We start from the raw sequence: 23,955 nt of genomic DNA, 5'->3' as shown, positions 1-23,955 counted from the left end.
CCGACACTGCCCTGCGCACTTGCGCGGCTAGGCGGCTTCCCGGTCGACCGGGCCGTCATTCCATGCGACGGTGTTCTCCTGCATGTAGCGTTCGATTGCGCTGGTGAAGCTGGGCAGGATCAGTCCGCGTTCGCTCGACAGCGCAGTGAGCCCCCGCCCGCTGTCATCGATCTTCACCAGCGACGACGAATCGATACCCGCCTGGCGCGCCGCGCGTTCGGCAAATTCATACCACGACACCACGCCCTGGTTGGCAAGATGCCAGATGCCGCCGGCACGATCGATCAGCAGGTCAATCGTGGCATGGGCCAGATCGGGCACGTAGGTCGGCGAAACATGCAGCGCATCGCTCGCATGCACGGTTCTTCCCGCGCCCAGGTCGCGCAATACCGCATACACGAAGTTGTACTGGTCCCAGGGACCGAAGAATGCGCTGGTGCGCACCACCAGCGCCTCCGGAAAAGCCTGGAGCACCCGTTTCTCGGCTTCGGCCTTGCTGTTGCCGTAGACGCACAGCGGGGACACCGTGTCGCTTTCGACATAGGCGCGGCCGAGGCTGCCGTCGAACACGAGGTCGGATGAAAACGTGACGTAGGGAATGCCAAGGTGGGCGCAGGCGCGCGCCAGCATCTCCGCGCCTTCCGCATTTTCGCGGAAGCAGCGCTCTGCCTCGCGCGCCGCGTCCGCCACCCTGACATAGCCGGCGGCATTGATGACGGCCCAGGGGCGATGGCGGGCCAATGCAGCCTCCACCGAGGCTTGGTCGGCGATATCCATTTCGTCGCGCGTGAGAAGGTCGTGCGCCAGGCCCCGCTGCTCGCAGATGCGGGCCAGTGCCCGGCCGAGCGTGCCCCTGCCGCCGGTGATGACCAGCTTGCGCGGCGATTCGACCAGCGCCGGCATGACGATCGGCGTGCTGGGCGGCGTGAAGAAGCGGTCGGGACGATGCCACCAGCCATGTTCGTCGAGCACCGGATGATCGAAGCGCCCTTCCTTGGCGAGCCCTTCCACCGCCTTTGCCAGCGCGGTCGGCCGGATCGACTTGCCCCGCACGTCGAACACGCCGCTTTCATAGAAACCGTGTTCCTGCGTGAGCAGCGTATTCCAGTCGACGCAGCCGAAGAGCGACCATGCCGTCACCGCGCGAATGTCGACGCCCTCGGCGCGCAGGTTGGACGCGGCCTGCCACATCTGGTTGAGCCAGCGCAGCTGATCGTCGCGGGTGCCGCCGAGATGGGCCTCAGTGATGGCAATCGGCAAACGGTAGCGTTCCCAGACTTCGCGCAGGCGTGCCTCCGGCCCCAGCAGGCCGTGCGCCTGGTGCACGCGCGTCGCATGCACATCCACGTACGGCACCTCGGCGGTGTGGAAGACCGGGGGATAATCTCGCGCCCGATGGTCGAGGAAGCGTTCACTGGTGACGTAGTGATTGATGCCGATGATGTCCGGTACGCAAGGCTCGTCGCTGAAGCGCGCGAGATCCCTTTTGCCGATGCCTGCATCGAGAAAGCGCTGATACCAGGCATGCCCCGGCACGATGCGGCCGCACAGCAGGTCGAACGACAGCCAGCGCCGCTCGTTCTCGAAATCCGCCTGCTGCCGCAGGCGCGGCAGGCTGAAGGTCTTGCCCATGTCTTCGGTCTGCACCAGACTGGCATCGGGAATGACGCGGCGGATGGCCTGCATCGACAGCTTCACGCCAAGGCATTCGAAATACAAGGCCTTGAGCATCATGTCCTGGCTGCGGCCATGCGGATACCAGTGGCCGTACAGCGCCGAGAAGCGCGCTGTCGTAAGTGGTTCGTTGACTGGCGTAAACAGCTTGATCCATGGATAGCGCTGCGCCACGCGTTCGGCATGCACGGCAAGCATCTCGGGAAATTTGGGGTCGAGCAGGCTGGTATAGCGCGGGCCGCTGCCATGGTGAATCAGCCCCGCGATCGGAGCGACACCGAGCTGGCGAAGGCGCTCCAGTCTTTCGTCGTGCCAGGACCATTCGCACTGGTCCGGGTGTTCCGGAGCAATTGTTTCCCACAGCACGGGATACCTCAGCGTCCTTATGCCGAGCCCGGCAATCGCGTCCAGATCGTCGAGACGGCGGGAATGACCGGTTTCCTCGCTCTGGTTGCGGAACCGGTCCTGGATGCGCACCACCGTACATTCGATGCCACCCCAGCATTCCAGCGGCGGCAGGCTTGAAGGGATGGAAGAATCGATGTTCGCGCTGCCCGGACCCTCCGGACTGTTCGTGCTATGGGTGTTGCTCGTAGTAGATGGAGTCATCGCTGGAGATCGTGGAAAGGAAATCGATGAAATGATCCGATCTCAATTGCCGAACGTTGTGATAACGCTCAAGCTCACGACGGGATTGCGCCCGGCGTGCAGGATCGGTCAATAGCGGATGAACAATGGAAACGCGGAAAACGCCGAATCATCCGGCTGATGCGCGCAGATGTAGCATCTTGCCGGCTGACCTACTACCCTGACCGGGCAATCGAAGAAAACGTTCCTTTAATATTCCGACAAGTAGCACCGATCGCCGCATTTCTTGATCGCGGCGTAGCCGTGCGGCCAAAGGTCAGACTGCGGCTGGATGGAAGATATTGCCGCCGGCGGGTTCGTTACGCGCAACAAGCCGGCCTGGCGGCCGGGGAACGGCGGCGGCGTAGGACAAGGATCAGGGACGTGGCGTGACGGATACCCGTACGCGCATGCGCGCACCCGGATCATAGGGCATCACGCTGGTATAGGTGTGGCCGTGGTATTCATAGGTCACCGCGTAACCGCTGGTGCGGGTCTGCCAGTTATCGATGGTGCGGCATTGGCGCACCGGCTGCTGCTCGACGACACCGCCGGCCTGATTGTTTTCGAGCCGGTCGCCGACGATGGCGCCGGCGATCGCGCCGGCCGCAGTCGCAACAGTGCGTCCGCTGCCGCCGCCAACCTGGTTCCCGAGAATGCCGCCGGCCAGCCCGCCGACAATGGACCCGCCGACGCCGCGCTGTGCCTGGCGCTGGGCTTGTACATATTCGGTCCAGCATTCCTGCTGCGGATAATTGACCTGCTCCAGCTGGGGAGCCACGCTGACAACGCGCGCGAAATCATCGAAATCGGCCGCCTGCACCGCCGATGCAGCCATTGCGGCAATGATGGCCAGGGACAGGCGGGTATGCAAACTCCGGGACGGGGTAAATGCGGGCATTTAATTCCTCCAAACAAGACGACGTGAAATGTTACGTCGTTCAACGATTGAAGCAAGTAAATGTTATACAGCGGTATGTATCGTTGTGTATCAAGGGCAACATGCGACGCTCGGCTTTTAACCTCGGATCTGAATCCATTCCTGCTCAAGCGGAAGGATTGCTGAACGCCTCTTCCTCGATCCGGTAGTCATCGGCGCAGGTCTTGCTGCAAAAGCGCCGCACGTTGTCCAGGGGCTGATTGCAATACCAGCATGCGCCCTTGGGCTTGAGGTCGGCCATCGCCGTTCTCCCTGCCATCTCGATCCGGCCGGGCGGTTCGCCCTGCTCGTCACTGTGGTTCGCATCATGCATGATTCCGCCGCCCTTCTTCTTACAACGGTTGCCGTGGTGCCAATCTCAAGCCAGTATAGCCGCATAAGAAAAGCCTGTTGACGCTGCCGGAAAATTTCTTTTGCACATGATTTTTCGTGCGGCAAATGCATCGCCTTCGGCGTTCTGCAAATCGCGAAGAACTTGATGTTGCCCCGGTGAACTTTCCAGGCCGCTGCTGCGTCCAACCGACCTGTTTCATTCAGGGGTCAACCCCATTTTTGACACCCGGGAGGTAATGTGTCAGCCGTACTCGAATCCAACGAAGCATCAACCAAGGACAGCCCGGTGCCAGCCACGGTCCAGGTACTTGAAGGCGACTGGAAGGCTTACCTTTCCTGCATCGGTCAATGCAGGGAGAACAAGAGTCTCATCGTCGAACAGTACGGCAGCATCGCAGCCTACCAGCGTGCCTGCGCTCTTGCCTATCTCGGGCGGCGCGCGCAGCTTCATGGCGGCGTATGCAGCAATCGCCATCCGCATATCATGACGCCCCAGTTCATCTCCGATCTCGCATCAAGCAACCGTAACACGCGCTATGCGCGCTACCCGTGGCTGCGCACGCTGATGAATCTGCTTGCCGAGATCGAGCAGATCCAGGACCAGATTTCCACGACCAACGTCATCACGCTGGTGCCGGCGGCGAAATAGCCTTCGGCGCCGTGTGCCGGCTTGCGGATACGCCGTCGCACCGCCGCGCCACTCGGCACGGCTCATGCCGATGAACGAGATCGCAAATTCAATGCCCAATCCGTTATGAACCCTGAGCAGCGCGCCGACCGATTTCGCAACGAGCTTGCGCATTGAGCGTATTAGGCGCATCTAGGGGTTTGCAACCGTCGGCATTGGATGAATCGACATGGAGCTGCAGGTGGAAAGCACCCCCGGACTGCACGGCGATATCGAGCCGCGTGCCTTCATGCTGGGAGCGTGCAGGATCGAGGTCATTGATATCCTGGACCGCTGGCTCGCCCTCGAGTACAGCTATTTCAAGGTCGCCGCATCGGATGGCGCGACTTACATCCTCCGCTACACCGGCGCGTCGCGCGACTGGCAGATGACGCTCTACAAAGCACCCGACCATCCCTGAAACGCATCGTTTTTCCATTCCCGTGCATGCGGGCGCGTGCATGTCGTGCATTGCCTGCGCGATCTCGATACCGCGCATCGCAACCATTGAGTGCTGTCAAAACATTGCCAAACTGACTCATTACCATCAAGCACATCAATAGTTCGATTCATGCAATTCAAACATCGGAGACAAGCATGCACAAAACCCTGTCGGAACCGCGCGTGGCAGAAGAAGGCATCACCTTTACAGTGGAAGTGGGCTTTACCGACCGTGAATGCCTGGTGTCGAAAAACGCACTTGCGCACCTGCGCCGCCTGAAGGGCGGACAGCAGGATTTCATGGATATCTATCGCACTTTCGAAGATCAGATTCACAGCGTGGCGCGACGCCTGGTCGTGGCCGGCGTCAGTGGTACTCCGCTTGTGCTGGGGGCAGCCTACTTCGTCTGAACGATCACGCGCCTTGCATGCGCCAGCGCAGGACGGCGGCACGGCTGCCTTCCTGCGCATTCATTGCGCATTCTTTGAGAATTGCACTCCTGCCGCGAGCAGGTATCGCTTAAACGTTTCACAAGCAGTCATCACGCATCACCGCAGTCGTTGTTCAATGCAGGTCAATCGCAGAACTCAGAACTCAGCATCTCTGAGAATTATCAAAAAGACATCTGGGCGATTGGTCAGAATAAAACCCAGATTGAACCATACACGGGGATAAATCCACATGAACCAAACTAAAGAAACGAACGCGACAGAGCAGTTCCAATACGACCCGAACAATCTGTTGGAGTCCTTGATCGAGAAGCTGAATCTGAAGAATGATGCTGCTCTTTCACGCGCCCTGGAAGTGGCCCCGCCGCTGATCAGCAAGATCCGTCATCGCCGTCTGCCTGTCGGCGCATCGCTGCTGATCCGCATGCATGAAGTGTCCGACCTGAGCATCAGCGACCTGCGCCAGCTCATGGGCGATCGCCGCAACAAATTCAGGATCAGCGACAAGCAGTTCAAGCCGAAGGCAAACAATACTGCATCCTGAAGCCGGTTTGCCGGACATCTGCGGGACTTACCCACATGCTCTGTGGTCAACCATGTGGATAAGCCTGTGAAAGACTACAGAAGTCATTGATTTGCAACGCAAAAGCATTGCTGCCTCATTAGCGGCACTGCGTGTGGCACCAAGCCCGGACACCTTGCCCCGAAGGCAGGGCGCCACCCTGCACTGCGTTGAGATCGCGGGAAACGGCGACTTTACAAATCGCCCTTGTTTTCGATGGACGAAAAAAAGCCCGCTGGCCTTTCGGTAGCGGGCGAATCCAATTCAAGAAGAGTTGGAGGAGACAGGAGCACTATAGCCAAAGCCGATTTATCAGTCTGCTTTATTTTCCTTATGACTGATATGTCGCCGGCTTATATGACGACCCGCGAACTTATCTCCAGCGACTTCCAGCTTTTTTCGCCTATCTGCTGTTCATTTCTGCCCATCCGCTGCCTGCTTCCAACCACCCTCTGCCGCAATGACTGCATGCCGGCCGTTTCATCGGTCGCTGACTTCGCTCAAATCCGCTAATGCGACGCCGTGTAGGATCTGACTATTCGCACGGAGCTCAACATGTCAATGCCAGACGACCACCAGGCGCCATCCGACCCCGTTCCGGGGGACAGCCCGACGCCGGATCAGAGTCCGACACCGGACCAGAACCCTGTGCCGGATCACAATCCGGTCAGTGCAGTCGGTGCCGCCAGCACCCCAAGCAAGAAAAACGACTGAGCCGGAAACTGCACATGGAACCATGGCGCAGCCACGCGGGCATTGCGCGCCTATGCGCCAGTCCGCCACTTCCGGATGGTTTCCGCACTGCCGGCAAGAGCGCGGTCCTCAAGTCTTGAGACAAAGGGATTGCGTACTCACTCCCCGCTTTCTGCGTGGCCGATGCTTCACGTTCGATGAGTGCACGATGCCGGCACTAGAGCGGATTGCGGGAGGGTGTAGGGAAGAATCGGTTTGTCCTGGGATGCAGGACAAGGCGAGAGGAGCGCCGTGTGGCGGGCCACACAACGGGCCACACAAGCGACGAACACCGCTGCCATGGTGAAGTGGGCCCAAGGCAGGCCGAGGCGACCGTACACCCATTCGCAATCCGCTCTAAGTAGCCCAGACAGTCCAAACCGCAGGTACGCTGCGACTGCCGATGTCGGCTGCCGCGTGATCACATCCCGCATACGAACACTTCACAATAAGTACAGGTAATGAACAATGCTTTTTCAGGCGGACTGGAGGCACTGGCACTCGCGCTGATGCCCTGGTTCCTGCTCGTGACCCAGCTGCCCTGGATCAGCTTGGCCGTGCAGCTCGTGATCCTGCTGATTGCCGTCATACTGGCGCATCATTTCGCGACCCATTTCTTGTTGCGGGTCAGTGTATCCCTGCCCTATTCCCGGCGTCTCGTCCAGTACGGGCATCGCGCGGCGGGCGGCGTGCTTTACCTGCTGCTTGCGCAGGTCCTGCTGCGCAATGCGAGCGACAGCCTGACCGGCATTGCAACAGCCCGTCATGCAGGCGCCCTGGCACTGATCGCATCCGTGACCTGGCTGGGGGTGCGCTGCGTCCGCGCCATTGCCCATGCCATCATCGCGAACAACCCGGCGGATACGCCCAACAATCTACAGGCGCGCCGCATACAGACTCAAACCAGGGTGCTCGCCCGCTCAGTCATGGTGCTGATCGTCCTGATCGGTTCCGGCACGGCGCTCTCCACGCTGCCGCTGCTGCGGCAGATCGGCACCAGCCTGCTTGCGTCCGCCGGCGTGGCGGGCCTGGTGGTTGGTCTGGCCGCGAAACCGGTATTGGGCAATCTGCTGGCGGGCATGCAGATTGCGCTGACACAGCCGATTCGGCTGGAAGATGTCGTCATCGTGCAGAATGAATGGGGCCAGGTCGAGGAAATCACCGGCACCTATGTCGTAGTGCGCATCTGGGACCAGCGGCGCATGATCGTCCCCCTGCAGTGGTTCATCGAGAACCCATTCCAGAACTGGACGAGGAATAACTCCGAGATTCTCGGAACGGTCACCCTCTGGGTCGACTACAGGATACCGGTTGACCTGCTGCGCCGCGAGGCCCAGCGGTTGTGCGAGGCAGCGCCGGAATGGGATGGGCGTCTATGCCAGACCCACGTCGTCGAAGCAGGGGAACGCGCGCTGCAGATACGGATACTCGTCAGCGCGGGCGACGCCGGCAGGGCATGGGACCTTCGCTGCCGCCTGCGCGAAGGCATGGTCGACTATGTACAAAGCCAGCACCCGGAGCATCTCCCGAAATTGCGGGCGGAAGCTGCCATGGACATGACTACAAGCTCCGATCCGACTCGCCCTTCCAGCACGCCGCAGGCTTGAGGTAGCGCAAACGCGACCGGCACTTGTGTTGCTACAGTGCATATCCAACCTGGGAGGAGACACCGTATGACAAATTACTTCGACAATTATCAAACCGCCCTGTCCTTCAACGAATATCTGGTCAAGACTACCGTCGACTACTGGACGGCGGTGACTTTTCCAGCAATCTACTTCGCCAAGTATCTCTAGGAAGAGCTTGGCAAGCCGGGACCTGCATGGCGAAACCGCCAGATGCAGTGGTCCCGAAACCGCAAAGTCGCGCGGCGCCAGGGTTTGAATGCTTTGAACGCGACAAGCAATCCCAAGCCATGACATGACATGACATGTCATGACTTGGGATTGGGTATACGGCAGGCTGGAGGCAATGCATGTGCCTCCAGCCTGCCTTATTTTTTACCAGAGTAAATTTACACAATCAAATCAAAGGGATAATCGTCTTGACCGGTGGTTATCCACAGGATTGACCACAGCGGATGTGGGAAAGTCCAGCTTCGCCAGCGCCCCGACTTTGGACACGATGTTGCAGTCGGCTATTGCCGGATCAGTGCATGCCCGCCACAAACTTGGGCATGCCGGAGAAGCGGGAGCTGTTCGTATTCACCGCTTCTGCACCTCCGCCGAGCGCGGCGTCCGGCGACTCCGCCTTCAGCTGCTTGCGTTCGCCCTCCAATGCCGCCGTCAGCACCATGCGGATCAGCTCGCGGTTGATGCACACCTCTTCCCGCCGCGCATGCCGCGGCAGCAAGCCTGCTTCGGTTGCCTTTTTCATCGCGGCGTCAATCATTTCAGTCGTAACCTTCATCGCGAGCCTCCTGTTTGACTGGCGTAAGCGCAATGCGTGCTGGCGTGTCGGATCAGATCATGTCATCCGGACCGGGAGGGATAGTCTGCACCGGGATTGTGACTCCATGATGAATCATGCTTCACGCCCCTGTCCGGTTTCCAGCAACATGCCGGTCCATGCCGCTTCCTTTTGCAAAAGCCGTGCCGCTTCAAAATGACGCAGTGTCGATACGGCTATTACCAGTCTCGAAGCACGACGCGGGAGGGGCAATTGCGGGAGTATAAACAACGAGCGCAACGCGGCCGGACGAAAACAACGAGCCCCTATCCGGAACGGCTCCGGGTTGGTGTTACCTCAAGCTCCTGGCGTTTTACCGTGCCATCTCCCATATATATGGCTAGGCCTCGTTCGCAGCCGCGTGTCTAATGACGCGACCTTCATCGTATCGAGCCCGATACGGACCAGACCAACAGGGTTGAAAATGTCGCGGATCATATGCAGCGAATGCCGTGCCGCTCTATCCGTGCATGCGGAAGCATGTCACGAGTGCGGCTATCCGGTCATGGCGCGGGGCCAGCCGGCCCTGCCAACCGATAAAGAGACAGATCCTGCTCCGCTGAAGGAGTACAAGCTCATGCAGCTGGCCGGCATCGGCTTGAGCTGCGCCGGGTTTGTCGCCGTGCTTGCCGACTCTCTAGTAATTGCCGGTGTCTCCGTTGCGATAGGTGTTGGTACATACATGACCGGCTTGCTGGGCGCATGGTGGAACTCCGCCGAATAAGCAAGTTATTACTCATTTACAACATCAACCTGCGGATTGCATGCTGCTATCCAACACAATGGTTTGCAGCGGCCCGACATGTCTGGAGCAATGGCCAGCCTTGGTGACAGGTTCCTTCCATCCTATAGAAACAGCCGGCTCACGGTTTCGGCGCCGTTCGTAGTCGCAGCGTGCCAAATCGAAGCAAGCTTGGAGCATCAAGCGTGCGCGCGCCCAACTTGTTCCAGGCATTGTTTTTGCGCTTAAAGATGGGGGATGTGCGGCCTTTGCCGCGATTTCGCCGCACCGTACTGCATGACCGCCGTCAAAAATCTCTGTTCATCCCCTGCTAGGATGAAAGTCGGCATACATTTACCGGAGCAGCAATGCAGATAGAAACAATAGGCAAGTATCAGTTGCACCTGCTGGGGCAGGAAATGCCCGGAGGGCGCGAATGGGATCCGTTCGTGACCATTCTCAAGTTTGACGACGCTGCAGGAGACTTTCGTTGCGTCGTAGAAAAACGCCGTGCGTCGGACACGCCTGCACCGAGCTATGAGGAAGCCATAGAGCTTGCGCGCCGCTTTGGCACGGCGTTGCTGCAGCGGGAAACGCTGTGATATTGCTTGATTTTTCTCGAAGGGAAGACTATTAACGATCAGGCACTCTGAAGTGCAGTGAAGCCACTTGATAAAATGCAATGAAGTGACTTTGCAGTGCAATAACATGGTGGAAATGTCCGGCAAAGCCACCGCCATTGCCATTCGTCCTCCTGTAACTTGTATAACTCTTTTTCGGATTGCCCAGGATGGCACAGATCCATACGCATTATGACAATTTGAAAGTCGCTCGCAATGCGCCTCCCGAGGTGATACGTGCGGCGTATAAGACGCTTTCTCAGAAATACCATCCTGACCGAAACAGCGAGAATCCGGATGCGATCCGTGTCATCCAGATCATCAATTCCGCTTACGCCGTATTGTCGGATCCCGCCAAGCGGAGGGAACATGATGAATGGATCGCCCGGATGGAGGCGCAGGAGCTTTACGGAGGAAGCCGCATTGATAGCGTGGATGTCGCGCTTCGTCATGGCTCGCGCAGGCGTTCGCGCCATCGGCGGCATCGCTCATCATCGCTCGAAGCGTTCCTGGAAAGGCACCGGCATTCCAGTCCCCTGCTGAAAACGCTGCAAAAAGCATGGCTTGCCTTCGACGAGCTTTCACGCAAGTTGTTCAGGAAGACCTGAAAAGCCAGCAAGACTTCATCTCGCTGCCCTGTTGCCGCTCACCCAATGCGGGGCAATGCGTCTTTCCTATCCATTTTCCCCCCTGCTGCATCGGATCCTGTCCACGGACAAAACCAACCATTCCCCGGAAGCCAGCCAGGTAGCCCTCGCTGCCGAGCCTATTCCGAATCGATGCCTCGCTTCGAGCGTTCCACGCGAGCCAGCAGAGCTGCAATCGAAGCGCTATTGACGAGCCGGGCATCCGCTGCATCGAGCTCGCGCCCGTTTTGCATCTCGTGAATCGCAGATAACAGCTCGAGTACCAAGCCATAGTGGCAAGCGGCTTCCACCAGTATCTCAAGTTGTCGGGCAGTATGTTCGGCGGCGGGCATTGCAAACCTCAATCATGGTCGGATTCGACGGTATTGTGCTTCGTATGGAATTTTCCATGGAAGTTCCGACCAATTTACAATGTAGCGCGACGACAAGAACGGCAAAATTACACAAGCGCACAAAATAAAAGCCGGCTTTTGGCCGGCTTGAGATTCCCTTGTGTGGGATTGGGGATGTTCAATACTACACTACGGTTGCGAATGTTCCAAACCTAGTTTCCGGCTACAACGACGACAAGATGATCAACCTCCCTCTTTTCATGCGCATCAGGATGACACCTTCCAGATTTCGCATCCTCGCCGGACTTGCCGCCATCCTGCTGTCGCAATCATCCCCGGCCGCATCTCAACATGGAGCGGGCAGCATCGATGACCTGTATACCCAGGGCCAGCGTGAAATGCCCGCGAGCTGGCGCGGCGTGGGCAAATCCCACGATGCGGCTGTGTTCATGCACAACGACCGGCGCCGCGAAGGCGACGGCCGCATCGCGGCATGGATGCATAGGGAACTGGCGTCTGCGGAATATTTTGAAAAGGAAAAGCCTTACCTGTCCATCCGTGAGCGGGTGCTTGTGGACTGCAAGGCCAGCCGGCTGGGAATCACCGACGTGGCCTATTATGGCGAGAGATTTGCCAGAGGCGCGGTTGTTGGCGGTACGAAGTTCAAGGCTCCTGATATGAGCGATCCCGTACCTGATTCGATCGAGGATCAGGCAGTGCGCATTCTCTGCGCACCCAAGGCACGTCAGGCTCCGTCCCAGCGCCAAAAGGCCGCATCGCCGTAACAGCGCATTGCCATCGAACGCGACACTGCGCTAACCGGATACATTGCCTTAAGTTTGCTCAAGATGCGCTTGCGTGCTGTCGCCAAACTGGAGACTGGCATGCGCAATGCATTCAAGAATTCGAGGAATGAATTATGAACGAGGGTTCGACGGTACTACTTTTCAAGGTGATGTGCGTGATCATGTACATCTACGCGACGGCTACAATCATGTCCTGCTTCCCGAGGCTCGAGCGGCTCGCAGGCAGCAAACTGAAATTGCGGGCCGGCGGATCGCAGGCCGGTCACTCTTCGGACGAATCGACGCCGTCGCATTCGGCATAAGAAAAGCGCGGCGGAAATCGCGGACGTCAGGATGAGTCAGGATGAGAGAAGGCCGGGAAGCCACTTGAACGAGATCGTGCAGGGAAAAACGGGAGAACTGATATTACCCCGGGATGCCTCCTGTTCAGGACGAACAGTTTAAAGCTGACGGGAGGAAGACTCTGGCTCCCCGACCTGGACTCGAACCAGGGACCTGCGGATTAACAGTCCGTCGCTCTACCGACTGAGCTATCAGGGAACAGAGGCCGCATTATATAGACAGCCCAAGCGGAATGTCAAAAATTTGTTCTGGCAGCAATTCCCGCCGATGCACGGCATTCCACAAGCGTTCGCAATGCGGTCGTTCCAGCTACGTCTCTTCTTACCCGCCGCGCATCTCAGCGAAGTTTTTTCACCGCGAGCACCAGTAGCGCAATGGATGCGGATACGCCGAACGCGGTGCGCCGCACGTTCGCCAGATTCAGATAGGAAGCGCGGGACTTCAGACGGATTCGGTTATGCAGCGACTTACCCATGCTGTCTCTCCAATGAGCACACTCGATACGCCTATTATAAAAAGCTCTTGATGACCCGGATGTGACAGTCCACCCGCATTATTGAAGTTGAGCAAACTTCCGATGCTTTTCGTTCACCGCAACAACAGTTTGCCGCCGCAGCCTTCTGCATACCGCAGCTTCAGGCGCTTGCGCCACCACAAGCGCTACTGCCATGCCAGCCCGTACGGACCGGCTCTGGCGTAGCATAGTCGCCACCTAACACGGCAAGCATGACATGCAGATCACCGACCGCAAAGTCCTGTTCATGATCGAGCGACCGGGCACCTTCGCACTCAGAACGCTCAAGGGCTTCCGCGCCAACCAGGGACTGCTGCTGGCCGGCGCAGTGGCCTACTACGCGCTGCTGTCCATCGTGCCGCTGCTGATCATCACGGTGATTGCCCTCTCCCACTTCATCGACCAGGGAGAGCTGCTGCAAACGATAGGCCGTTACCTGGAATGGCTGATTCCGGGACAGTCGAAGGCGGTCATCAACGAGCTTGCCAATTTTCTCGGGCATCGCGATGTCATCAGCTGGCTGCTGGGCGCAACGCTGATCTTCTTCAGCTCGCTGGCATTCACCGTGCTGGAGAATGCGATGTCGGTCATCTTCTTCCACCGCGTTGCGATTCGCCGGCGCCACTTCCTCGTTTCCGCGGTGCTGCCCTACTGCTACATCCTCTTCCTGGGGATTGGCCTGCTGCTCGTGACACTGGTGGCCGGAGGCCTGCAAACCATCGGGCAGGAACACGTCGACCTGTTCGGATATTCGTGGTCCCTGAGCGGCCTCTCCGGCGTGCTGCTCTACCTGCTCGGTTTCGCAGGCGAAGTCCTGCTGCTGACCTCGGTCTACATGGTCATGCCGGTCGGCCGCCTGTCATGGCGGCATGCGCTCCTTGGCGGAGTCACCGCTGCGCTACTGTGGGAACTGACACGCCATATCCTGGTGTGGTACTTCGCCACGCTATCGCAGGTGAACATCGTCTATGGATCGATGACCACGGCCATCATCGTCCTGCTGAGCCTGGAGATTGCCGCGACGCTGCTGCTGTTCGGCGCACAGGTCATCGCGGAGTACGAACGCATCGACGACGCGGAGCCGCAGGAAGATGCGGAATTCCATACCGATGAAGTCCAGGGATAAGTATCAGCATGCAGTCATCGCATTCGACATCACCTAAGTGATAAGCAAGGGGACTAAAACCGGAACGAGATACGGAGAAGGCGGGGTGGAGGGAGAACATGCCTTTCGCTCGATCGAGGAAGGGCATGTTCGACTACCATCATGCATATCGGTTGCATGTACAGCAGATGATTCAATGATACTGCGCCGAAGTACTTGCGCCATGATGGCCGTCAAAGAACGAGTTTCATGCTTGGTACGCTGGCCGACATAACATAAAAAATGTAGTTGGCAGCGCCGGCCCGCCATCACTAAAGAGGACATCGCCATCGCTTCGGAAAAGCAATGGCAATGGCGATGGCGATCAAGCGAAGTCACATCAGATCAGCGCAATGATGCGCTGTGCGTTTCGCGGCCAACTACTGCTTGGCATTCTGCTGGGTGTTTTTCTGGGTGTTTTGTTTGGCGTTCTGGCTGCCGCCTTTCGCGCTGTCGGAGTTACCGGCGCCCGACGCGGCCTGGCCGCCCGCACTGCCGCCAGAGCTTGAAGTCGCGGTCGATGCAGCCGACGAAGTGGACTCATCAACGCAGGAAGTGCTGACACTGGGCGCGCTGTTCTTGGCGAGCGAGGGACCAAGCTGCCGGGCGGTGCCGGTATCGGCATTGCCGTTGCTGCCCGGGCGCATGGTCGACTCCGGACATTTGACCGCGGCGCCGGACGCCGAAGTGCCGGGCGTACGCGCTCCTCCGGTGGAACCCGCGACGCCTGCGGCGGGACTACCCAGCCCCGGTGTCACTTCTCCGGCATTGGGATGACCGGATTGGGGATTGCGCGTGTTCTGGGTGGCATCGGCGTGGACCGCGCCGGCCATGGCGAGCAAGGCGCCAAGCAACATGGATGAGGTCAGTGTTTTCATGATGAAGCTCCATCTTTGGAATTGATTCCGGTGAAACCAGCAAGACGTGTGCCATTTTCCGGCGAGAACGAAAAGGTCTCGTGCCGCTACATCGTGCTCAATACCGTAGAGGCAATATAGCGGTCACTTATCGTTACCACGCTTTCCCATCCAATCCGCCGGCACATCATTGAAGTTACATTGCTCGAAAATGAAATACTTTCAATCGCTTGCATAGAATGTATGACAGGCTCAGTTTCCCGCCGCCCGTGAGCCATACGAAGTTACGAACAAAGGCAGATGCGGCACTTGCTGACATCGATCGATGCAGTCTTGCCAACGCTGGACAAGGCAGAAAAATCACGCCTTGTCGTAAATAAATTGCTAAGCATGGCGAACTAAAACGTGTTTCCAAACCACTCAAGCTCAATATCAAAGAGCATCATCACTGAGATCACTCTTATCCAATATTAACGAACACATGAGAACACGATGTTCACTAAGTTCCCAACTCGAAATCAGCCCGCGCCGCTGCAGCTGCCCGAGAAGCAAGCTAGCTTCGTTAAATCCACAAGCCCTACTACAACTGCAGACGTTTCAGAAAAATCTTCCAGAACCCTGCCGGCCAAGATTGAAAGCGGCGTCAGGAACCTGAAAAACTTTACTCTGCGCTTCAATCACAACCATCCTGCAGCTCCAGCATCCCAACGAATAGCCAAAAAAAATGTTTCCATCAGCAAAATAAGCACACCAATAATTGGAAGCAATACAGCATTCCGGAAAATCGATGAGCCATCTCCAAGCGAACTCAACGACAAGATTGAAAAATTCCGCGACGACAAAAAGAACAATCTCAACAGTGAAACACTGGTTAACTGGGATGCCTACCTTACAGCAACAAAGGGCCGCAGCTTGCACGCCGATATTGCAGTTCTCAAAAACCGGCTGATGGAAATTGATCAGAAAGTGGGCCGAAGCATCAATGAGTTAAGGCTCACCGCGTATTACGATCTTCGCAAGGCAAAAACGCACAACACTCCCACGTACGGGATAAATGCAAAGAACAGTACGAAACGCACTTTCAAGGAGCGCCTTTCGATTGGAGCGCATCGTGCCGAACTGAAAGCGCAGCGCTTGGCCGAGCGTACGAAGACGGTGGAAAAGCAGGAAGCATTGGATGTTAATGATGCATTCGGCCGTTTTGAACAGCGTGTGACGAAAGAATTCGAGCCAGGTCGCCTGAAAGACATGCGCGATGCTTGCGTGGATCTGCTCCGAAAGCATTTCGCTGGACAAATCCCTACCGGACTGGTTTACCAATTGATACATGAAATAAGTCCGGACGCGGTGGAGCGATATTTGAAGGATTACTCTACGTTTCCTAAAGACTCTCCATTGCTCACGTCTATGGCTGCTGCCGTCAATTCCGATGATGTACGTGAGCTTTTGGGACGTGTCCCTGGAAGATGATCAGAGGCTGACCGTATCCGGGTGCTCAGTGAAGAACTGGCAGTATGAATAAGGCAATAAAAAAGCCCTTGGGATCAAGGGCTTTTTTCGTTCTTGGCGGAGAGGGGGGGATTCGAACCCCCGATAGGCTATTAACCTATACACGCTTTCCAGGCGTGCGACTTAAACCACTCATCCACCTCTCCTGGATTCGGTTTTCGCCTTTGCGAAGCCGCAGATTATAGCAAAGGTTTGGAAATTTGCCGTAATTTTTTCTAGGGCAACAAACACCTGCGGCTTGCACAAATAAAAATGCCGGCGAAGCTTGTGGCCCCGCCGGCGAGTCTCCAGGGATATGTTGGGTACAACGGTTTTATTTTCCCTTTTTACTGCGCTTGTTTTAATTGATCGAGGATGGCCGGATTCTCCAGCGTGGAGACGTCCTGGGTGATCTGCTCGCCCTTGGCCAGCACGCGCAGCAGGCGCCGCATGATCTTGCCCGAGCGCGTTTTCGGCAGGTTGTCGCCGAAACGGATTTCCTTGGGCTTGGCAATCGGTCCGATCTCCTTGCCGACCCAGTCGCGCAACTCCTTGGCGATCTGCTTGGCTTCGTCGCCGGTCGGGCGCGAGCGCTTCAGCACTACGAATGCGCAGATCGATTCGCCGGTGGTCTCGTCCGGCTTACCCACCACCGCAGCTTCGGCGACCAGCGGATTGGCTACCAGCGCCGATTCGATTTCCATCGTGCCCATGCGGTGGCCCGATACATTGAGCACGTCGTCGATGCGGCCGGTGATGGTGAAGTAGCCGGTGGTTTCGTTGCGCACCGCACCGTCGCCCGCCAGGTAGATCTTGCCGCCCAGTTCTTCCGGGAAGTAGCTTTTCTTGAACCGCTCCGGATCATTCCAGATGGTGCGGATCATCGACGGCCACGGACGCTTGACCACCAGGATGCCGCCCTGCCCGTTCGGCAGGTCGTTGCCGGTCTCGTCCACCACGGCCGTCATGATGCCCGGCAACGGCAGCGTGCAGGAACCCGGCACCATGGGCGTTGCGCCAGGCAGCGGCGTGATCATGTGGCCGCCGGTCTCGGTCTGCCAGAAGGTATCGACGACCGGGCACTTCTCGTTGCCGATATTGCGGTAGTACCACATCCAGGCTTCCGGGTTGATCGGCTCGCCGACCGAGCCGAGCAGGCGCAGCGACGACAGGTCGTACTGTTTCGGATGTACCGCGGCGTCGGCATCGGCAGCCTTGATCAGCGAACGGATGGCGGTGGGCGCAGTATAGAAAATGGTGGCCTTGTGGCGCGCGATCATGTCCCAGAAACGGCCGGCATTGGGATAGGTGGGCACGCCCTCGAACACGATCTGCGTGGCGCCGACAGCCAGCGGGCCGTAGGCAATGTAGGTATGGCCGGTAACCCAGCCAATGTCGGCGGTGCACCAGAAGACATCCTCGGGCTTGATGTCGAAGGTCCACTTCATGGTGAGCATGGCCCACAGCAGGTAGCCGCCGGAAGCATGCTGCACGCCCTTGGGCTTGCCGGTGGAACCGGAGGTGTACAGGATGAACAGCGGGTGCTCGGCATCGACCCATTCCGGCTCGCAGGTGCTGGCCTGATTGGCGACGACATCCTTCATCCAGCGGTCGCGCCCCTCGACGAAGTTGATATTGGCGCCGGTGCGCTGGTAGATCACGACATTCTTCAGGTGCTCGCAGCCGCCCATGGCGATGGCTTCGTCGACGATGGCTTTCAGGGGCAGCTGCTTGCCGCCGCGCACCTGCTCATCGGCAGTGATGACGGCGACCGCGCCGGCGTCGATGATGCGTTCCTGCAGCGACTTGGCCGAGAAGCCGCCGAACACCACCGAGTGGGTCGCGCCGATGCGGGCGCAGGCCTGCATGGCAGCGATGCCTTCGACCGACATTGGCATATAAATGACGACGCGGTCGCCGCGCTTGATGCCGAGCGATTTCAAGCCATTGGCAAACTGACAAACCTTGTCATGCAATTCCTGGTAGGTAACCCTGGTGCTCTTGCCGTCATCTGATTCGAAAATGACAGCGGTCTTGCCGGCATTCCCGTTCTGCAGATTGCGGTCGAGGCAGTTGTAGGAAACATTGAGCTGGCCGTCCTCGAACCACTTGTAGAAAGGCGCATTCGATTCGTTCAGCGTCTTGGTAAACGGCTTTTTCCACTGGATGTTTTCATTGGCCAATGTCGCCCAGAAACCTTCGTAATCCTGCTCCGCCTTCGCGCACATGGCCTGGTACGCCTCCATGCCGGAAATGGTGGCATTGCCAACGAATTCGGCCGGCGGATTGAATATGCGGTTTTCCTGCTTGAGCGTTTCTATGTCTGCCATGTCTCTCTCCTGCGGGGATGTTTGTTTGCCATGAAGGTAAGCTTATTCTCTTACTAAAGCCTTACATGAAAGCTGCGAAGCCGCCCCGAATGCGGCCGGGATGTCCGGCGTCCCGGCCGAAAGTTGCCGTTTTTATTACGGTTTATAGCGCTTCCCCATGCTTGTCCCTTGAGAATTCTCAGCCTTGCCGAACCGGCCGGCAGGTTCGGGCGCGCGTAGCGCATATCATGGCGCGCCGCGGCGCAACCGTACGCCGAAACGCCAATCAGGATTTGCTGGCGAGTGTAAAATGATGCGGTTTTTTTGGCCTCGTCTCCCTCTACATGAATCCACTCGATCACGATACTTCCAAAGCCACTCGACCGATCCGTCCGCTGCCGAACCTCATCTTCATGAGCCGGTGGCTGCAGCTGCCGCTGTACCTCGGCCTGATCCTGGCGCAAGGCGTGTATGTCTATCATTTCTGGGTCGAGCTGGTCGACCTGATCGGTGCTGCGCTCGGAAACCAGGCGGCGCTCGATCATATCCTGCAGGCGGTCGCCATCAAGGGAGCGGAGCAGCCCACCAGGCTCAATGAAACCACGATCATGCTGGTGGTGCTCGGCCTCATCGACGTGGTCATGATTTCCAATTTGCTCATCATGGTCATCGTCGGCGGCTACGAGACCTTCGTCTCGCGCATGAACCTGCAAAGCCACCCCGACCAGCCGGAATGGCTGTCGCATGTGAATGCCTCGGTGCTGAAGGTGAAGCTGGCGACCGCGATCATCGGCATTTCGTCGATCCACCTGCTCAAGACCTTCATCAACGCCGGCGCCTACGATGCCAAGACCCTGATGGCGCAGACCGGGATCCATCTCGCCTTCCTGCTGTCGGCGATGGCGATCGCCTACTGCGACAAGATCATGGCCGGCACTACGGCCAACCATTTCAAGCAATCCCACTGAACCAAGCTCACTCTCGCTCACATACCATCATGACAATCATCAAGCAAGAAGACCTGATCGAATCGGTTGCCGCCGCGCTGCAGTACATCAGCTACTATCATCCGGTCGATTACATCCAGCACCTGGCGCGCGCTTATGAAAGCGAGCAGAGCCCGGCCGCGAAGGATGCCATCGCCCAGATCCTGACCAATTCGCGCATGTGCGCGGAAGGCCGCCGTCCGCTGTGCCAGGACACCGGCATCGTCAACGTCTTCCTGAAAATCGGCATGGAAGTGCGCTTTGAAGGCTTCAAGGGCTCGATCACCGACGCCGTCAACGAAGGCGTGCGCCGCGGCTACAACCATCCCGACAACGTGCTGCGCGCATCGGTGGTGGCCGATCCGCAGTTCGACCGCAAGAACACCAAGGACAATACGCCGGCCGTGGTCCACATGGAACTGGTGCCGGGCAACACCGTCGATGTGCAGGTCGCGGCCAAGGGCGGCGGCTCGGAAAACAAGTCCAAGTTCGTCATGCTCAATCCGTCCGACTCCATCGTCGACTGGGTGCTGAAGACCGTGCCGACCATGGGCGCGGGCTGGTGTCCGCCGGGCATGCTCGGCATCGGCATCGGCGGCACCGCCGAACGCGCGATGCTGATGGCCAAGCAGGTGCTGATGGAAGACATCGACATGTATGAGCTGAAGAAGCGCGGTCCGCAGAACAAGACCGAGGAACTGCGCATCGAACTGTGCGACAAGATCAATGCGCTGGGTATCGGCGCGCAGGGCCTGGGCGGCCTGACAACGGTGCTGGACGTGAAGATCATGATGCACCCGACCCACGCGGCGTCCAAGCCGGTGGCCATGATCCCGAACTGCGCGGCGACCCGCCATGCGCATTTCGTGCTCGACGGTTCCGGCCCGGCCTACATCGAACCGCCGTCATTGTCCGAATGGCCGAACGTGCAGTGGACACCCGACACCGAGAAGTCGAAGGTGGTCAATCTCGACACCCTGACCAAGGAAGAAGTCGCCTCCTGGAAGCCGGGCCAGACGCTGCTGCTGAACGGCAAGATGCTGACCGGCCGCGATGCCGCGCACAAGCGCATCCAGGACATGCTGGCCAAGGGCGAGAAACTGCCGGTGGATTTCACCAACCGCGTGATCTACTACGTCGGTCCGGTCGACCCGGTGCGCGATGAAGTCGTCGGCCCGGCGGGCCCGACCACCGCCACCCGCATGGACAAGTTCACCGACATGATGCTGGAGCAGACCGGCCTGATCTCGATGATCGGCAAGGCCGAGCGCGGCCCGGTCGCGATCGAGTCGATCAAGAAGCACCAGTCGGCCTACCTGATGGCTGTGGGCGGTTCCGCCTACCTGGTGTCGAAGGCGATCAAGGGCGCCAAGGTGGTGGGCTTCGAAGACCTCGGCATGGAAGCGATCTACGAGTTCGAAGTCAAGGACATGCCGGTAACGGTCGCTGTCGATTCCAATGGCGTTTCGGTGCACAACACCGGCCCGAAGGAATGGCAGGAGCGCATCGCGACCGGCTCGCTGTCGAAGATTCCCGTGACCGTGGCTTAATCGGACCGGTGCGGCAAACGTGACCGTCACTACGCAAGCGACGATATCGATGGGGGCGGATGCTCCCATCGGCGTCTTTGATTCGGGCATCGGCGGCCTGTCGGTGCTGAAGTATATCCATGCCTGCCTGCCGAACGAGCAGTTGCTCTACTTCGCCGATTCCGGCTTCGCGCCCTATGGCGGGCGGCCGGAATCAGAGATCGTCGCACGCTCTTTGGCCATCGCGGAATTCCTGCTGCAATACAATGCCAAGGCGCTTGTCGTCGCCTGCAATACCGCCACCGCGGCGGCAATCAAGGCGATCCGCGAGCGCTACCCCACCCTGCCCGTCGTCGGCGTCGAACCGGGCCTCAAGCCGGCCGCTGCACTGACCAAAACCGGCACCGTCGGTGTCATGGCCACCAAGGGCACCCTGTCCAGCGACAAGTTTCATCAACTGCGCGAACAGATCTCCGCAGTCACCAACGTCGTCTTCCTGCCCCAGCCTTGCATCGGCCTGGCGGACCAGGTGGAAAAAGGCGAACTGCATTCGGCGGCCACCGCCACCCTGGTACGCGGCTATGTCGAACCCCTGATTGAACAGGGCGCCGACACGCTGGTATTGGGCTGCACCCATTACCCGTTCGTGCTGCCGCTGATAGAAGAGATTCTTGCGCATGTCACGACGCGGCCTATTGCCGTGGTCGATACCGGCGAGCCGGTAGCCAGACAGCTGGTGCGCCTGCTCAGCGAACGCGCCTTGCTACGCCAGGACGGCCCCGGCACGCTGAGCGGATTCACCACTGGCAGCAAGTCCAGCCTGGAAAGCGCATTCGACAAGCTGCTCGGCATACGTCCGCCGGTCATGCAGATTGCGGCATCTTCCTGATCTGCGCACGGCAGACTTCGGGCTTTGATAAAAAAGGAAAGTATTTTGATGGGGGGGGTGGTTGGTATGCCGCCCCGTTCTTGATCGGCTCTGACGGCATACCTGGCTGCCGTCGCAAGTTCTTGCAGGCACGGCAGATATGGCAATCATAGTGCATGCCGATGACGCCGCCATGACATACAGCAATATGTCTTCAAAGATACTTTCTTTTCGAAGTCCGCTCCCGGCACAGCGCACGCCTGCAATACTTACCCACATTTTCTGTTAGCAAGCCTGTGGACAAGCCCTGCGTTTCCTTCCAAGCCATTGATTTGCAAGAGTATATGCACCGTGTGCGAAATTGAGGCGCCTATCGTTACAAAACAGCTCTTGCCCATTTATACTGTAATTTTGTACAGTACGAGAATAGCTTAGATAAGGCGTTCCTTTTACTGACTTCAACCCCTAGAAGGATGCGTGGCTGAGCCATGGCAGGGCCGATGCCATGCATACCGGCATGGCTGCAATTCGCTTGGATACCTATGAGAACAGATTCGGCACTCTCCCGCCTGAAAGATGGAGAGCTTTGCATTGTCACCACCAAAGACGGCGAGCAGGAAGCGCGATGGAGCGTTTCAGGCTGGTGCTTCTTCATTCTCCATCGCGGCACGCCGACCATCTGCGCCGCAGACGAGATCGAGGAATGGCGGCCGGCTTCGATGGATGTGACGCGGCGTCTTTGATGTGCCTTCTCCCACTGCATCGCATTCCGTTCGCCTGCCTGTCAAGGCTACAGTTTGATTCCTCCTGCCCGGCTTCACACTGCGCTATTTGCCCCTTCAACTTGAGCATCCGTTGCTTTGTTCTGGAGTGATATGCATTGCATGTCGAAATGCATTTTCAATTCAGCATCTTTAGGCGCGGCTACAACAAGTCAACATAATTTTAAGTATCAGTTTTTTATTTATTCCTAAGCTGGCGATAAGGTCAAGTTAAGATGCGGCCACTCTGAATCAGAGACTTGGCTTAATCATTCATACAGACGTAATGAAAAACAAATTCCTTCTTATCGCTTTGCTTGCAACGCTGTCTGCATGCGGCGGAGGCAGCGACGGCGGCACGACCGCCACCGCCGCTTCGCAGCCCGCACCACCCCAGTCTGCACCGGCCGTGATCACGCATGGAGACATGACCAAATACGCCGGCACATGGTCTTCGACCTGCATGACCGAAGGCCAGCAGACAGTACGGATGTCCTTGGTACTGACAGCCGATCAGAAGTCAGCAACCGGCCGCATGGTCGCCGACGCCTACAATCAGGCAAACTGCGGCGGCCCGTCGGCACAGCTCAGCTTGCCCTTCAACGCAAGCTTCGTGGAAATGTCTGGCTCTGCTGAAAAACTGAACGTGTCCGATGGTTTCGAAACAACCACCATGATTGCCAGTTTCTCGGCGGATGGACGCACACTGACTCTTGTCGATGGCGAGGATACCTTCACGTTCGCAAAGTAATAATAGCTGCGCGGCTTTTCTGTCCGGCCCCCTCATCTTATGGCGAAGGATCTCGGTCCAGCCGAGACCTCGCTCGATGCCTTCGGGTCGGCTCATGCTGGAATTTTCAGTGAAGGATTCGACCTGAACTTGCTCTCGATGGTGCTTTAATCCGCCTCTTCATGAGCATGATGATGTTTGTGATTGGCGAGCAAGCAGCGACTCGTTCACCGGAAAAGTAAAAGCCCAGTCCGAGAACTGGGCTAAGTCTTTGAATTCTTTGGGGTGGCCGACGGGACTCGAACCCGCGACAACAGGAATCACAATCCTGGACTCTACCAACTGAGCTACGGCCACCAATGAACTGCTTGCGAGAAGTGATATCAAGCAAGCCCATGATTATACAAACTTCACGTCAAACTGGCAA

The 23,955-nt window shown here is 58.1% G+C and carries 26 protein-coding genes, 3 tRNA genes and 1 pseudogene; 19 read left to right on the top strand and 11 right to left on the bottom strand.

From position 1 onward, the window contains the following. Window positions 1–27: 27 nt before the first annotated feature. The 3 genes from RY831_RS10710 to RY831_RS10700 all read right to left on the bottom strand — a co-directional run bounded on the left by RY831_RS10710 (window position 28) and on the right by RY831_RS10700 (window position 3,554). Entirely contained in the window at window positions 28–2,283 is a 2,256-nt protein-coding gene (locus tag RY831_RS10710; protein ID WP_326506327.1) for a family 1 glycosylhydrolase, read from the bottom strand. Window positions 2,284–2,677: 394 nt separating this feature from the next. Beyond that, on the bottom strand, window positions 2,678–3,202 hold the full coding sequence (locus RY831_RS10705; protein WP_326506326.1) for a glycine zipper 2TM domain-containing protein: 525 nt from the start codon (window positions 3,200–3,202) through the stop codon (window positions 2,678–2,680). 145 nt (window positions 3,203–3,347) lie between these two features. Next, window positions 3,348–3,554 carry a hypothetical protein gene (locus tag RY831_RS10700; protein ID WP_326506325.1) on the bottom strand — a complete coding sequence of 69 codons (207 nt, stop codon included), beginning with the start codon at window positions 3,552–3,554 and terminating at the stop codon, window positions 3,348–3,350. A gap of 258 nt (window positions 3,555–3,812) precedes the next feature. On the opposite strand from RY831_RS10700, the gene RY831_RS10695 reads away from it, so the two are divergent. The 7 genes from RY831_RS10695 to RY831_RS10665 all read left to right on the top strand — a co-directional run bounded on the left by RY831_RS10695 (window position 3,813) and on the right by RY831_RS10665 (window position 8,222). Further along, on the top strand, window positions 3,813–4,223 hold the full coding sequence (locus RY831_RS10695; protein ID WP_326506324.1) for a hypothetical protein: 411 nt from the start codon (window positions 3,813–3,815) through the stop codon (window positions 4,221–4,223). A gap of 220 nt (window positions 4,224–4,443) precedes the next feature. Further along, entirely contained in the window at window positions 4,444–4,662 is a 219-nt protein-coding gene (locus RY831_RS10690) for a hypothetical protein (RefSeq protein ID WP_326506323.1), read from the top strand. Between the two features lie 176 nt (window positions 4,663–4,838). Continuing rightward, window positions 4,839–5,093, top strand: coding sequence for a hypothetical protein (locus RY831_RS10685; protein ID WP_326506322.1), 255 nt, complete (start codon window positions 4,839–4,841; stop codon window positions 5,091–5,093). 271 nt (window positions 5,094–5,364) lie between these two features. Next, complete coding sequence (locus tag RY831_RS10680) at window positions 5,365–5,676, top strand: hypothetical protein (protein WP_326506321.1); 312 nt, start codon at window positions 5,365–5,367, stop codon at window positions 5,674–5,676. A gap of 573 nt (window positions 5,677–6,249) precedes the next feature. Continuing rightward, a complete protein-coding gene (locus RY831_RS10675; RefSeq protein WP_326506320.1) occupies window positions 6,250–6,408 on the top strand; it encodes a hypothetical protein in 159 nt (52 codons plus the stop codon). Between the two features lie 479 nt (window positions 6,409–6,887). Then, on the top strand, window positions 6,888–8,033 hold the full coding sequence (locus RY831_RS10670) for a mechanosensitive ion channel family protein (RefSeq protein ID WP_326506319.1): 1,146 nt from the start codon (window positions 6,888–6,890) through the stop codon (window positions 8,031–8,033). Between the two features lie 66 nt (window positions 8,034–8,099). Beyond that, complete coding sequence (locus tag RY831_RS10665; protein ID WP_326506318.1) at window positions 8,100–8,222, top strand: hypothetical protein; 123 nt, start codon at window positions 8,100–8,102, stop codon at window positions 8,220–8,222. A 352-nt stretch (window positions 8,223–8,574) separates the two neighbouring features. On the opposite strand, the gene RY831_RS10660 is transcribed toward RY831_RS10665, so the two are convergent. Next, window positions 8,575–8,835: a hypothetical protein gene (locus RY831_RS10660; RefSeq protein WP_326506317.1), complete on the bottom strand. Its 261-nt coding sequence runs from the start codon at window positions 8,833–8,835 to the stop codon at window positions 8,575–8,577. Between the two features lie 463 nt (window positions 8,836–9,298). Here RY831_RS10660 and RY831_RS10655 point away from each other — a divergent pair, with 463 nt between their 5' ends. From RY831_RS10655 to RY831_RS10645, 3 genes and pseudogenes are all read left to right on the top strand, one after another. Then, a complete protein-coding gene (locus tag RY831_RS10655) occupies window positions 9,299–9,598 on the top strand; it encodes a hypothetical protein (RefSeq protein WP_326506316.1) in 300 nt (99 codons plus the stop codon). A gap of 365 nt (window positions 9,599–9,963) precedes the next feature. Next, entirely contained in the window at window positions 9,964–10,197 is a 234-nt protein-coding gene (locus tag RY831_RS10650) for a hypothetical protein (RefSeq protein ID WP_326506315.1), read from the top strand. A 188-nt stretch (window positions 10,198–10,385) separates the two neighbouring features. Beyond that, window positions 10,386–10,611 (top strand): annotated as a pseudogene (locus RY831_RS10645) (J domain-containing protein); the annotation flags it as partial. A gap of 370 nt (window positions 10,612–10,981) precedes the next feature. Here the strand turns inward: RY831_RS10645 and RY831_RS10640 are convergent. Then, the gene (locus RY831_RS10640) at window positions 10,982–11,194 is read right to left on the bottom strand and encodes a hypothetical protein (RefSeq protein WP_326506314.1); all 213 of its coding nucleotides are present in this window, start codon (window positions 11,192–11,194) and stop codon (window positions 10,982–10,984) included. 272 nt (window positions 11,195–11,466) lie between these two features. On the opposite strand from RY831_RS10640, the gene RY831_RS10635 reads away from it, so the two are divergent. Both RY831_RS10635 and RY831_RS10630 read left to right on the top strand, forming a co-directional pair. Next, window positions 11,467–11,979, top strand: coding sequence for a surface-adhesin E family protein (locus tag RY831_RS10635; protein WP_326506313.1), 513 nt, complete (start codon window positions 11,467–11,469; stop codon window positions 11,977–11,979). 134 nt (window positions 11,980–12,113) lie between these two features. Further along, on the top strand, window positions 12,114–12,302 hold the full coding sequence (locus RY831_RS10630; RefSeq protein WP_326506312.1) for a hypothetical protein: 189 nt from the start codon (window positions 12,114–12,116) through the stop codon (window positions 12,300–12,302). Window positions 12,303–12,464: 162 nt separating this feature from the next. On the opposite strand, the gene RY831_RS10625 is transcribed toward RY831_RS10630, so the two are convergent. Together RY831_RS10625 and RY831_RS10620 are read right to left on the bottom strand one after the other, a co-directional pair. After that, window positions 12,465–12,540 (bottom strand) — tRNA-Asn (locus RY831_RS10625). Window positions 12,541–12,679: 139 nt separating this feature from the next. Beyond that, on the bottom strand, window positions 12,680–12,817 hold the full coding sequence (locus tag RY831_RS10620; RefSeq protein ID WP_326506311.1) for a hypothetical protein: 138 nt from the start codon (window positions 12,815–12,817) through the stop codon (window positions 12,680–12,682). Window positions 12,818–13,073: 256 nt separating this feature from the next. Here RY831_RS10620 and RY831_RS10615 point away from each other — a divergent pair, with 256 nt between their 5' ends. Beyond that, the gene (locus tag RY831_RS10615; RefSeq protein WP_326506310.1) at window positions 13,074–13,982 is read left to right on the top strand and encodes a YihY/virulence factor BrkB family protein; all 909 of its coding nucleotides are present in this window, start codon (window positions 13,074–13,076) and stop codon (window positions 13,980–13,982) included. 398 nt (window positions 13,983–14,380) lie between these two features. On the opposite strand, the gene RY831_RS10610 is transcribed toward RY831_RS10615, so the two are convergent. Further along, complete coding sequence (locus tag RY831_RS10610) at window positions 14,381–14,878, bottom strand: hypothetical protein (RefSeq protein WP_326506309.1); 498 nt, start codon at window positions 14,876–14,878, stop codon at window positions 14,381–14,383. Between the two features lie 471 nt (window positions 14,879–15,349). Between RY831_RS10610 and RY831_RS10605 the strand changes: the two genes are divergently transcribed. Next, window positions 15,350–16,327: a hypothetical protein gene (locus RY831_RS10605; RefSeq protein WP_326506308.1), complete on the top strand. Its 978-nt coding sequence runs from the start codon at window positions 15,350–15,352 to the stop codon at window positions 16,325–16,327. Between the two features lie 94 nt (window positions 16,328–16,421). On the opposite strand, the gene RY831_RS10600 is transcribed toward RY831_RS10605, so the two are convergent. Further along, a tRNA-Ser gene (locus RY831_RS10600) sits at window positions 16,422–16,512 on the bottom strand. A 180-nt stretch (window positions 16,513–16,692) separates the two neighbouring features. Next, entirely contained in the window at window positions 16,693–18,675 is a 1,983-nt protein-coding gene (gene acs, locus RY831_RS10595) for an acetate--CoA ligase (protein WP_326506307.1), read from the bottom strand. Window positions 18,676–18,998: 323 nt separating this feature from the next. Here acs and RY831_RS10590 point away from each other — a divergent pair, with 323 nt between their 5' ends. The 5 genes from RY831_RS10590 (at window position 18,999) to RY831_RS10570 (ending at window position 23,549) form a co-directional block, all read left to right on the top strand. Further along, on the top strand, window positions 18,999–19,622 hold the full coding sequence (locus tag RY831_RS10590; RefSeq protein WP_326506306.1) for a TIGR00645 family protein: 624 nt from the start codon (window positions 18,999–19,001) through the stop codon (window positions 19,620–19,622). A gap of 29 nt (window positions 19,623–19,651) precedes the next feature. After that, window positions 19,652–21,190, top strand: a complete 1,539-nt coding sequence (locus RY831_RS10585) for a fumarate hydratase (RefSeq protein WP_326506305.1) — start codon at window positions 19,652–19,654, stop codon at window positions 21,188–21,190. Between the two features lie 49 nt (window positions 21,191–21,239). Beyond that, on the top strand, window positions 21,240–22,058 hold the full coding sequence (gene murI, locus RY831_RS10580; RefSeq protein WP_326506430.1) for a glutamate racemase: 819 nt from the start codon (window positions 21,240–21,242) through the stop codon (window positions 22,056–22,058). Window positions 22,059–22,579: 521 nt separating this feature from the next. Next, window positions 22,580–22,780 (top strand): hypothetical protein, encoded by a 201-nt coding sequence (locus RY831_RS10575; RefSeq protein WP_326506304.1) that lies wholly within the window; start codon window positions 22,580–22,582, stop codon window positions 22,778–22,780. A 445-nt stretch (window positions 22,781–23,225) separates the two neighbouring features. Next, on the top strand, window positions 23,226–23,549 hold the full coding sequence (locus RY831_RS10570) for a hypothetical protein (RefSeq protein WP_326506303.1): 324 nt from the start codon (window positions 23,226–23,228) through the stop codon (window positions 23,547–23,549). Between the two features lie 260 nt (window positions 23,550–23,809). Here the strand turns inward: RY831_RS10570 and RY831_RS10565 are convergent. Further along, window positions 23,810–23,885, bottom strand: a tRNA-His gene (locus RY831_RS10565). Window positions 23,886–23,955: the final 70 nt, after the last annotated feature.

Source organism: Noviherbaspirillum album (assembly GCF_035916955.1).
GTDB classification, from domain to species: Bacteria; Pseudomonadota; Gammaproteobacteria; order Burkholderiales; family Burkholderiaceae_D; genus Noviherbaspirillum; species Noviherbaspirillum album.
The sequence above is the reverse complement of the archived record's forward strand: the minus strand, read 5'-3'. Positions and strand labels throughout refer to the sequence as shown.

What these genes read in the sequence shown, in the direction of transcription:
- RY831_RS10680 (WP_326506321.1), top strand. Translation starts at nt 5,365, where the DNA reads ATGAACCAAACTAAAGAAACGAACGCGACAGAGCAGTTCCAATACGAC.
- RY831_RS10665 (WP_326506318.1), top strand. Translation starts at nt 8,100, where the DNA reads ATGACAAATTACTTCGACAATTATCAAACCGCCCTGTCCTTCAACGAA.
- RY831_RS10670 (WP_326506319.1), top strand. Translation starts at nt 6,888, where the DNA reads ATGAACAATGCTTTTTCAGGCGGACTGGAGGCACTGGCACTCGCGCTG.
- RY831_RS10620 (WP_326506311.1), bottom strand. Translation starts at nt 12,817, where the DNA reads ATGGGTAAGTCGCTGCATAACCGAATCCGTCTGAAGTCCCGCGCTTCC.
- RY831_RS10570 (WP_326506303.1), top strand. Translation starts at nt 23,226, where the DNA reads ATGACCAAATACGCCGGCACATGGTCTTCGACCTGCATGACCGAAGGC.
- RY831_RS10605 (WP_326506308.1), top strand. Translation starts at nt 15,350, where the DNA reads ATGTTCACTAAGTTCCCAACTCGAAATCAGCCCGCGCCGCTGCAGCTG.
- RY831_RS10610 (WP_326506309.1), bottom strand. Translation starts at nt 14,878, where the DNA reads ATGAAAACACTGACCTCATCCATGTTGCTTGGCGCCTTGCTCGCCATG.
- RY831_RS10575 (WP_326506304.1), top strand. Translation starts at nt 22,580, where the DNA reads ATGAGAACAGATTCGGCACTCTCCCGCCTGAAAGATGGAGAGCTTTGC.
- RY831_RS10675 (WP_326506320.1), top strand. Translation starts at nt 6,250, where the DNA reads ATGTCAATGCCAGACGACCACCAGGCGCCATCCGACCCCGTTCCGGGG.
- RY831_RS10635 (WP_326506313.1), top strand. Translation starts at nt 11,467, where the DNA reads ATGACACCTTCCAGATTTCGCATCCTCGCCGGACTTGCCGCCATCCTG.
- RY831_RS10650 (WP_326506315.1), top strand. Translation starts at nt 9,964, where the DNA reads ATGCAGATAGAAACAATAGGCAAGTATCAGTTGCACCTGCTGGGGCAG.
- RY831_RS10700 (WP_326506325.1), bottom strand. Translation starts at nt 3,554, where the DNA reads ATGCATGATGCGAACCACAGTGACGAGCAGGGCGAACCGCCCGGCCGG.
- RY831_RS10640 (WP_326506314.1), bottom strand. Translation starts at nt 11,194, where the DNA reads ATGCCCGCCGCCGAACATACTGCCCGACAACTTGAGATACTGGTGGAA.
- RY831_RS10710 (WP_326506327.1), bottom strand. Translation starts at nt 2,283, where the DNA reads ATGACTCCATCTACTACGAGCAACACCCATAGCACGAACAGTCCGGAG.
- RY831_RS10585 (WP_326506305.1), top strand. Translation starts at nt 19,652, where the DNA reads ATGACAATCATCAAGCAAGAAGACCTGATCGAATCGGTTGCCGCCGCG.
- RY831_RS10655 (WP_326506316.1), top strand. Translation starts at nt 9,299, where the DNA reads ATGTCGCGGATCATATGCAGCGAATGCCGTGCCGCTCTATCCGTGCAT.
- RY831_RS10705 (WP_326506326.1), bottom strand. Translation starts at nt 3,202, where the DNA reads ATGCCCGCATTTACCCCGTCCCGGAGTTTGCATACCCGCCTGTCCCTG.
- murI (WP_326506430.1), top strand. Translation starts at nt 21,240, where the DNA reads ATGGGGGCGGATGCTCCCATCGGCGTCTTTGATTCGGGCATCGGCGGC.
- RY831_RS10685 (WP_326506322.1), top strand. Translation starts at nt 4,839, where the DNA reads ATGCACAAAACCCTGTCGGAACCGCGCGTGGCAGAAGAAGGCATCACC.
- RY831_RS10660 (WP_326506317.1), bottom strand. Translation starts at nt 8,835, where the DNA reads ATGAAGGTTACGACTGAAATGATTGACGCCGCGATGAAAAAGGCAACC.
- RY831_RS10630 (WP_326506312.1), top strand. Translation starts at nt 12,114, where the DNA reads ATGAACGAGGGTTCGACGGTACTACTTTTCAAGGTGATGTGCGTGATC.
- RY831_RS10615 (WP_326506310.1), top strand. Translation starts at nt 13,074, where the DNA reads ATGCAGATCACCGACCGCAAAGTCCTGTTCATGATCGAGCGACCGGGC.
- RY831_RS10590 (WP_326506306.1), top strand. Translation starts at nt 18,999, where the DNA reads ATGAATCCACTCGATCACGATACTTCCAAAGCCACTCGACCGATCCGT.
- acs (WP_326506307.1), bottom strand. Translation starts at nt 18,675, where the DNA reads ATGGCAGACATAGAAACGCTCAAGCAGGAAAACCGCATATTCAATCCG.